At 69.3% G+C, this 5,875-nt stretch carries 8 protein-coding genes; 4 read left to right on the top strand and 4 right to left on the bottom strand.

Annotation, left to right across the window (positions count from 1 at the left end):
- Nucleotides 1-29: 29 nt before the first annotated feature.
- Together BN13_RS16985 and BN13_RS16980 are read right to left on the bottom strand one after the other, a co-directional pair.
- A complete protein-coding gene (locus BN13_RS16985; RefSeq protein ID WP_048548368.1) occupies nt 30-830 on the bottom strand; it encodes an ABC transporter permease in 801 nt (266 codons plus the stop codon).
- Nucleotides 831-841: 11 nt separating this feature from the next.
- Nucleotides 842-1,738 (bottom strand): ABC transporter ATP-binding protein, encoded by an 897-nt coding sequence (locus BN13_RS16980; RefSeq protein ID WP_048548365.1) that lies wholly within the window; start codon nt 1,736-1,738, stop codon nt 842-844.
- Between the two features lie 142 nt (nt 1,739-1,880).
- Between BN13_RS16980 and BN13_RS18395 the strand changes: the two genes are divergently transcribed.
- The 4 genes from BN13_RS18395 to nucS are packed head-to-tail and all read left to right on the top strand — an operon-like array spanning nt 1,881 to nt 4,568.
- Nucleotides 1,881-2,510 (top strand): hypothetical protein, encoded by a 630-nt coding sequence (locus BN13_RS18395; protein WP_053079841.1) that lies wholly within the window; start codon nt 1,881-1,883, stop codon nt 2,508-2,510.
- The gene (locus BN13_RS16975) at nt 2,453-3,172 is read left to right on the top strand and encodes a sensor histidine kinase (protein WP_084733852.1); all 720 of its coding nucleotides are present in this window, start codon (nt 2,453-2,455) and stop codon (nt 3,170-3,172) included. The genes BN13_RS18395 and BN13_RS16975 overlap by 58 nt, the downstream gene beginning before the upstream one ends.
- On the top strand, nt 3,145-3,834 hold the full coding sequence (locus BN13_RS16970) for a response regulator (protein ID WP_048548364.1): 690 nt from the start codon (nt 3,145-3,147) through the stop codon (nt 3,832-3,834). Before BN13_RS16975 ends, BN13_RS16970 begins: the two co-directional genes overlap by 28 nt.
- 38 nt (nt 3,835-3,872) lie before the next feature.
- Entirely contained in the window at nt 3,873-4,568 is a 696-nt protein-coding gene (gene nucS, locus BN13_RS16965; RefSeq protein WP_048548362.1) for an endonuclease NucS, read from the top strand.
- A 38-nt stretch (nt 4,569-4,606) separates the two neighbouring features.
- On the opposite strand, the gene BN13_RS16960 is transcribed toward nucS, so the two are convergent.
- Nucleotides 4,607-5,206, bottom strand: coding sequence for a histidine phosphatase family protein (locus tag BN13_RS16960; protein WP_048548360.1), 600 nt, complete (start codon nt 5,204-5,206; stop codon nt 4,607-4,609).
- A gap of 37 nt (nt 5,207-5,243) precedes the next feature.
- Nucleotides 5,244-5,875, bottom strand: a 632-nt coding sequence (locus BN13_RS16955; protein WP_048548358.1) for a cobalamin B12-binding domain-containing protein, incomplete at its 5' end; no start/stop codon positions are given.

Here is a 5,875-nt window from a genome sequence, read left to right as displayed (position 1 = left end):
CGCTGCGCGCCGGCCCGAGATTGGGGTGGCTACTTCACCTCGCGGGTCAGCACCCGCCAGGAGCCGATGGCCAGGGGTATGCCGATCCACACGGCCGACGCGGTCCCCAGGTGCGCCCAGTCCGCGCCGGTCATGGAGCCGGACATCAGCGGGTCGATGGTGCGGTTGAGGTCCAGCCAGGTGGCGGCCGTCTGCAGCTTCGGGAAGGCACCGACGATCGACCAGATGGTCGGCAGCAGAATCGAGGCGACGATGGCGACCGGCGTGTTCAACACGGCGAAGCCAAACCCGAGGCCCTGGATGATGAAGATCGTCATGGCGACGACGAAGCCGAGCACGACCTGCCAGGACATCGACCAGTCGCCCGGGGTGTCACGGAGCACGATGGTGAGCAGATGCCCCAGCGCGGCGGCCACAAAGGAGGCGGCGACGACGAGCAGACCAAGCAGCACGCCGGCGACGACCTTGGCGAGCAAGACCCGGCTGCGGCGCGGCTCCAAGGTGAAGGTCACCAGCCCCGTGCGCTGGCTCCACTCGGCGGTCGCCGCCATGATGCCGACGATCGGCAAGAGCACGATGAGCGGGAAGGAGGTCACGCCGACGAAGACGCTGAAGGTGCTCTCGTCGGGGGTGCCCCAGATGACCATCGCGGCGACGATCAAGGCGGAGATCGCCGACATGACGATGAGCATCCACCGGCCCGCGCGGGTGTCGACCATTTTGCGCAATTCCACGCGCGCGAGCCGCGTGAAGGGGATGCCGCGCACGTCCGTGAGCGCGGGGCGTTCGTGGGTCAAGTGCGAGGTGGTGGGGTCGAGAACGGAAGTCATATTGGGTCCTTTCAGGCGGCCGCGGCGTCGCGGGCGTCGGCGGCAGTCAGGCTGAGGAAGAGCTGCTCCAGCCCCTCGGAGCCGGTCGTATGCAGTTCGGTAAGGACGATCCCCGCCTCCAGGGCGATGCGGCCGACGGCCTCGGGGGTGGCCTTGACCAGCAGGCCGGTGCGGTCGCCGGAGAACTCGATGCCGGCCCGGCGCACGGCCTCGGAGAGACGCTCGTTGTCCAGCGATCCGACGCGGGTGCCCTGGGCGCCGAGCAGGTCTTCCTTGCGCCCTTGGGCCACGATCTTGCCGCGCCCGATCATGACCAATTCGTCGGCGATGATCTGCACTTCATGCAGCAGATGACTGGAGAGGAGCACCGTGCCGCCCTGGTCCGCATACGCCCGGAGCAACTGGCGCATCCAGTGAATCCCTTGCGGGTCAAGGCCATTGGCCGGCTCGTCGAGGATGAGGACTTGCGGGTCACCCATCAGCGCGCCGGCCAGGCCGAGGCGCTGGCGCATGCCGAGGGAGTAGTTGCGCACCCGTCGCTTGGCTTCGTCGGGGGTCAGCCCGACGAGCTCGAGGGACTGCTCGACGCGCGCCTTGGGCGCATCGATCGTCATGCCGATTAGGTGCAGCACCTCCTTCCCGGTGCGGCCGGGGTGCTGCGCGGCGGCATCAAGCATGACGCCGACATGACGGGCCGGATTCGGCAACGCGCGATAGTCGCGGCCCAGGATCATCGAGCGACCGCTGGTCGGCGGCGTCAGGCCGGTCATCATCCGCATCGCCGTCGACTTGCCCGCGCCATTGGGGCCCAGGAAGCCGACCACCGATCCGGGCGTGACCTCGAAGCTAATGTCGTCGACGGCGGTGAAGCTGCCATAGCGCTTGGTGAGGTTCTCCACGGTGATCATGCCCTCAACTCTGGCCGGCCGAACGAAGTCCGCACATCGGTACAACGACTCAGTCCACCCCCGACTTTGGTCTATCTCCCACTCACCTGGCCGCGACCTGAGTCGCTGCCCGCGCTGACGCCCGCCGCCTACCCTTGGACGTATGCCGCCCGCCCGCGATCCCGCCCAGCCGCCGGTGCGGCTGCCGGGCAAGCTATGGCGCATCGCCTTCGTCGTCGGAATGGGTCTGCTGGCGTGGACCACCGTCGTCACGACCTTGGCGCCCAATGTTCCCGAATGGCGGTCCGTGTGGCTGCTTCTCGCCGACCCGCTGCTGGGGATCGTCGCTGGCGTGCTGACGATCTGGCGACGTCGGCGGCCTTTGCTCATCGCCTTCGTCGTCACCCTGCTCGGTGTCATCTCGACCTCCGCTGGCGGGGCAGTTCTCCTCGTCCTCGCCTCCGTTGCCGCCCGCCGCCGGTGGCGCGAGCTGGCCTGGCTCGCCCCGCTGAATGTCGCCAGCGGCGTGGCCGTCGAGCGGCTCTATCCCAGCGATCCAACGACTAGCACGCCGCTGCTGGTCATGCTCATCCTCATCGTGCTTCTGGTCGCGGTCATCGTCGCGGTGGGGTATGCCGTCGGCGGCCGTCGCGAGTTGCACCGGGAGCGCGCCGAGGCGGCGGAATTGGATGCCCAGCGGCCGCCGCCGGCGAGCGGACGCGCATCGCGCGCGAGATGCATGACGTTCTGGCACACCGCATTTCACTCGTGGCGATGCACGCCGGCGCCCTGAACTATCGCACCGATCTGCCAGCCGATCAGGTGCGCAGCGCCTTGGCGACTATCGAGACCAACGCCCATCAGGCCCTCGCCGATCTGCGCGAGGTGCTCGGCGTCCTGCGCGAACCGCGGCCCGATTCGCAGGCCGGTGCGGACGCCCCCGAACCGCCGCAACCCGAGATCACCGACCTGCCGGCCCTGATCGGCGAGGCGAGCAGCCTCGGCAGCCGGGTCACCTTGGCCGATGAGACCGTGGGGGTGGTGCCCGCGGGGGCGGGCCGGGCGGCATACCGCGTGGTCCAGGAGGCCCTGACCAATGCCCGCAAGCACGCGCCGGGCACGGCAGTGACCGTGCGGCTGGCCGGACGACCGGCCGTGGGGCTGACGATCGAGGTGCGAAATCCCCGTTCGGTGCGGCCCTTGCCGACGGCCCTGCCGGCATCCGGACTCGGGCTGTTGGGTCTCGCCGAGCGCGTCTCGCTCGCCGGGGGGCATCTGCGTCACGGCTCGGACACCGAGGGTGGGTATGTCGTGGGCGCCTGGCTCCCCTGGCCCGCCGAGGCCACCGCCGACTTCACCCCGGAAGCCTGCGCTGACCCCCCGCTTAAAAGCAGGGACGAGCGCAGACTTTCGGCAGCGGGAGAAAAATGGGTCAACGATCGGGGCGGGGCGTGAGCGGGGAGATCCGGGTGGTGCTTGTCGACGACGACCCGATGGTGCGCACCGGGTTGGGGCTGATCCTCGGGGGCGACCCCGGCATCACAATCGTTGCCGAGGCGGTCGACGGCGAGGACGCCCTCCGGGTCGTCGCCGAGCACCGGCCGGACGTCGTCCTAATGGACATCCGGATGCCGCGCCGCGACGGTCTCAGCGCGACCGAGGCGATCCTCGCGACGCCCGAGCCCCCACGGATTCTGGTGTTGACGACCTTCGACGCCGATGACCTGGTGCTCAAGGCGCTGCGGGCAGGCGCCGCCGGTTTCCTGCTCAAGGACACCCCACCGGCGCGCTTGGTGGAGGCGGTCCGGGCTGTCGCCGCCGGCCAGCCAACGCTCTCCCCCAGCGTGACGGCGCAACTGATCGCGGCCGTCGCCCAGCCGGAGCTGGGTGCGGCGCAATCGGCTCGCGCCGCTGCCGAGGGCAAGCTCGCCACACTGACCGATCGCGAGGTGGAGGTCGCGCAGGCGATCGGGCGGGGACTGTCCAATCAGGAGATCGCCGACGAACTGTATATGTCGGTCGCGACGGTCAAGGCGCATGTTGGGCGGCTGTTCACCAAGCTCGATGTCGACAACCGGGTCCAGATCGCGATCCTCGTCCACGACGCGCAGAAGTAGTCACCCGCACCGCGTCGGGCGACATAGGCTCTCCCCTTGTGCGAGTCGTCATAGCCCGGTGCAGCGTGGATTATGTCGGACGGTTGACGGCCCATCTGCCCCTGGCCACCCGCTTGTTGATGGTCAAGGCCGACGGCTCGGTGCTCATCCACAGTGACGGCGGGTCGTACAAGCCGCTGAACTGGATGTCGCCGCCGTGCTCGATGGCCGAGACCGCGCCCGACGAGACCGAGGCGGCCGAGGGCGTGGATCTGGTGTGGGTGGTGCGGCATACGAGGTCTGATGACCACCTGCGCATCCGCCTGTATGAGGTGCTCTCCGACTCCTCCTTCGACCTCGGCGTCGATCCTGGACTCGTCAAGGATGGCGTCGAAGCCCACCTGCAGGCGCTGCTCGCCGAGCACATCCACACCCTCGGCGAGGGCTATCAGCTGGTCCGACGCGAGTACATGACCGCCATCGGGCCGGTCGACATCCTCGCGAAGGACGCCTCCGGCGTGACCGTGGCCGTGGAGATCAAGCGGCGCGGCGAGATCGACGGCGTCGAGCAGTTGACCCGCTATCTGGAGCTGATGAACCGGGACCCGCACTTGGCTCCGGTGACGGGAGTCTTTGCAGCACAACAGATCAAGCCCCAAGCGCGCACCCTTGCCGAGGACCGCGGCATCCGCTGCGTGGTGCTCGACTATGACGACCTCAAAGGCATCGACGCCTCCGAACACCGTCTGTTCTAACCCCACCCGAATCAAGCCCACGCGACCTTCCGCTGGGCTCAGGCGCCGGGCCAGGGGCCGAGGGTCCAGCCGTCGTCGCCAGCCTGGACCTCGACGTGCGCGCCGTTCGCCAAGGAAGGCGGCGGGCTGGGGACCGCGCCGAGCGCGAGCCGCGGCAACCCCAGCGATATCGCGCCACCGTGGCTGATCACCAGCACCGTCTCGCCGCGATGCAGGTCGGCGATGCTCGACAGGGCCTCGTCGAAGCGCGCCAATACTTCCTCGCCCGACTCGCCCCCCGGGATGCGGGGGGAGAGATCGTCGGCCAGCCACGCGGCATACGTCGTGGTGAGTCGGTCATCGTCGAAGCGCGCGCCCGCGAGGTCGGCCACGCGGAACTCCTGCAAGCCGTCTAACTGACGAACCTGCACGCCGAGCGCCTCGGCGACGATCATCCCGGTCTCGACGGCCCACCTGAGGGGGCTGGTGTAGACCAGCGCGACCCGCCGGTCCCGAAGCGCGTCGGCCAAGGCCGCCGCCTGAGCGCGCCCAAGATCGGTGAGCACGCCGTCCTCGTCCGAGAGGATCTCGGAGCCGACCGTGTATGCCGCTTCGCCGTGGCGCGCGACAATCAGCGTTGCGGGGCAGAACAGGCTCACCGGCCCACCATAGGCCGCCGAGCGCCGGCCGAACCGGTCAGGCGACGGGCGCCGAAATGCGGCTCTCGCGGATGATGTCGACGAAGCGCGCCATGATCTCGTTGAGCCCGAAGTCCTTCGGTGTGAAGACCGCGGCCACTCCGAGCTCACGCAGCGCCGCGGCGTCGGCCTCGGGGATGATGCCGCCGACGACCACGGGTATGTCGCCCGCCTCCGCCTCGGCCAGCCCCCGCAAGATTCCTGGCACCAGTTCCATGTGCGAGCCGGAGAGGATCGAGACGCCCACGAGATGGACATCCTCGGCGACGGCGGCCGCGACGATCTGCTCCGGGGTCAACCGGATGCCCTGATAGATCACCTCGAAGCCGGCGTCCCGGGCGCGCACCGCGATCTGCTCGGCCCCATTGCTGTGGCCGTCGAGGCCGGGCTTGCCGACGAGCAGCCGCAACTTCTCGCCAAGCTCGGACTCCAGATCGCGCACCTGAGCGCGCACGGCGAGCAGCTCCGAACCGGAGTCAGCCACCCCGACCGAACCGGAAACCCCTGTGGGAGCGCGGAATTCGCCGAAGACCTCGCGCAGCGCGCCGGCCCACTCCCCCGTCGTGACCTCGGCGCGCACACACTCCAAGGTCGCCGGCATCAGGCTCCCGGACCCCGCCGCTGCCTCCT

It is taken from the genome of Nostocoides jenkinsii Ben 74, assembly GCF_001046875.1.
GTDB classification, from domain to species: Bacteria; Actinomycetota; Actinomycetes; order Actinomycetales; family Dermatophilaceae; genus Nostocoides_A; species Nostocoides_A jenkinsii.
Note: the sequence above shows the minus strand (reverse complement) of the source record. Positions and strands in the feature narration are given on the sequence as shown.